Genomic DNA, 2,264 nt, shown 5'->3' with positions numbered 1-2,264 from the left:
AGGCCCCCCAGGAGCAGTGACCGACGTGAGCACCCCCGACCTTCCCCTCGCCTCCTCCGGAGGCTGCGGCGACGGCTGCGCCTGCGGCGCGGGCGACGAGGCATACCTGGAGTGCGGCCTGGACCCCGCACTCGCCCAGCTCCTGGCCGAGGCCGGCCTCGACCCCGTCGAGGTGGAGGACATCGCCAACGTCGCCCTCCAGGAGGACCTGGCCCACGGCGTGGACGTGACGACGGTGGCGACCATCCCCGAGGATGCGGTGGCCACGGCCGACTTCACCGCCCGCGAGGCGGGCACGGTGGCCGGCCTGCGCATCGCCGAGGCGGTCATCTCGGTGGTCTGCGAGGAGGAGCTCGAGATCGAGCGCCACGCGGAGGACGGCGACCGCGTCGAAGCGGGACAGAAGCTCCTCTCCGTCACCACCCGCACCCGCGACCTCCTCACGGCCGAGCGCAGCGCGCTGAACATCCTGTGCCGCCTGTCGGGCATCGCGACGGCCACGCGCGCGTGGGCGGACGTACTCGACGGGACCAAGGCCAAGGTCCGCGACACCCGTAAGACGACGCCCGGCCTGCGCGGCCTCGAAAAGTACGCGGTCCGCTGCGGCGGCGGCGTCAACCACCGCATGTCCCTCTCCGACGCGGCGCTCGTGAAGGACAACCACGTGGTCGCGGCGGGCGGCGTCGCCGAGGCCTTCCGGGCGGTCCGCGAACGCTTCCCCGACGTCCCCATCGAGGTCGAGGTCGACACCCTGCACCAGCTCCGCGAGGTCCTGGACGCCGGCGCGGACCTGATCCTGCTGGACAACTTCACGCCGGGGGAGTGCGCGGAGGCCGTCGCCGTCGTCCAGGGCCGCGCCGCCCTGGAGGCCTCGGGCCGCCTCACCCTCGACACCGCCAAGGCCTACGCGGACACCGGCGTCGACTACCTGGCCGTCGGGGCCCTCACCCACTCCTCGCCGATCCTGGACATCGGCCTGGATCTGCGGCCGGCCGAGTAGGGCGGGTACGGGTCATGCTGCTGACGATCGACGTAGGAAACACCCACACCGTCCTCGGCCTGTTCGACGGCGACGAGATCGTCGAACACTGGCGCATCTCCACGGACGCGCGCCGCACGGCCGACGAGCTGGCGGTCCTCCTCCAGGGCCTGATGGGCATGCACCCGCTCCTCGGCGACGAGCTGGGCGACGGCATCGACGGCATCGCCATCTGCGCCACCGTCCCCTCGGTCCTGCACGAACTCCGCGAGGTGACGCGCCGCTACTACGGCGACGTGCCGGCGGTCCTCGTCGAACCGGGCGTCAAGACGGGCGTCCCGATCCTGACCGACAACCCCAAGGAGGTCGGCGCGGACCGCATCATCAACGCGGTCGCCGCGGTCGAGCTCTACGGCGGTCCCGCGATCGTCGTCGACTTCGGCACGGCGACGACGTTCGACGCGGTCAGCGCGCGCGGCGAGTACGTCGGCGGGGTCATCGCCCCCGGCATCGAGATCTCCGTCGAGGCGCTCGGCGTCCGCGGCGCCCAGCTCCGCAAGATCGAGGTGGCCCGGCCGCGCAGCGTCATCGGCAAGAACACGGTCGAGGCGATGCAGTCGGGCATCATCTACGGCTTCGCCGGCCAGGTCGACGGCGTGGTCAACCGCATGGCCCGCGAGCTGTCACAGAACACCGACGACGTCACCGTCATCGCGACGGGCGGTCTGGCCCCGATGGTCCTGGGCGAATCGTCGGTGATCGACGAGCACGAACCGTGGCTGACGCTGATCGGGCTGCGGCTGGTCTACGAGCGGAACGTGTCGCGCATGTGAGGTGCCGCCGGGGGGCGGGTGCTCTGGGCGGGACGAGTGGTCCCACACGCCACACCCGCCCCCTATGTGAGATTTGTCTGATTAGCGCGTATCGTCGCCGCATGCCCACGCCATACGGATCCCGCGGCGGCATGGCGTTCGGCGCGGAGGAGCTGCGTGTGCTCCGACGCGCTCTCGCCCTCGCCCTCCACCCGACCCCCGCCTCGGCCGACGACGTCCAGGACTGTCTCCGTCTCGCAGAGTCGCTCGACGAGGCGCTGCGGGAGGGGGCCAGGCTGCGCGCCTTCCTGGTGGCCGACCTGGGCCGGTATCGCGCCGCCCTCCCCGGCACCGCCGCCGGCTACCTCGCCCTCCTGGACGAGGCGCTGGGTGCCGGCTACCGCCCCCTGCCCGACGACCTCGCCGCCCTGCGCGCCCTGCGCGGCAACCCCGCCGCCGCGGCCCTCCTGGAC

Annotated in this window: 2 protein-coding genes and 1 pseudogene; all 3 read left to right on the top strand. The window is 72.6% G+C overall.

The features are described 5' to 3' along the window. The first annotated feature begins 25 nt into the window (after positions 1–25). Positions 26–1,000: a carboxylating nicotinate-nucleotide diphosphorylase gene (gene nadC / locus C1J00_RS42295; protein ID WP_102914103.1), complete on the top strand. Its 975-nt coding sequence runs from the start codon at positions 26–28 to the stop codon at positions 998–1,000. 14 nt (positions 1,001–1,014) lie between these two features. Beyond that, the gene (locus tag C1J00_RS42290) at positions 1,015–1,812 is read left to right on the top strand and encodes a type III pantothenate kinase (protein WP_102914102.1); all 798 of its coding nucleotides are present in this window, start codon (positions 1,015–1,017) and stop codon (positions 1,810–1,812) included. 101 nt (positions 1,813–1,913) lie between these two features. After that, positions 1,914–2,264 (top strand): annotated as a pseudogene (locus tag C1J00_RS42285) (hypothetical protein); the annotation flags it as partial.

The organism is Streptomyces cahuitamycinicus (genome assembly GCF_002891435.1).
Classification (GTDB): Bacteria; Actinomycetota; Actinomycetes; order Streptomycetales; family Streptomycetaceae; genus Streptomyces; species Streptomyces cahuitamycinicus.
Note: the sequence above shows the minus strand (reverse complement) of the source record. Positions and strands in the feature narration are given on the sequence as shown.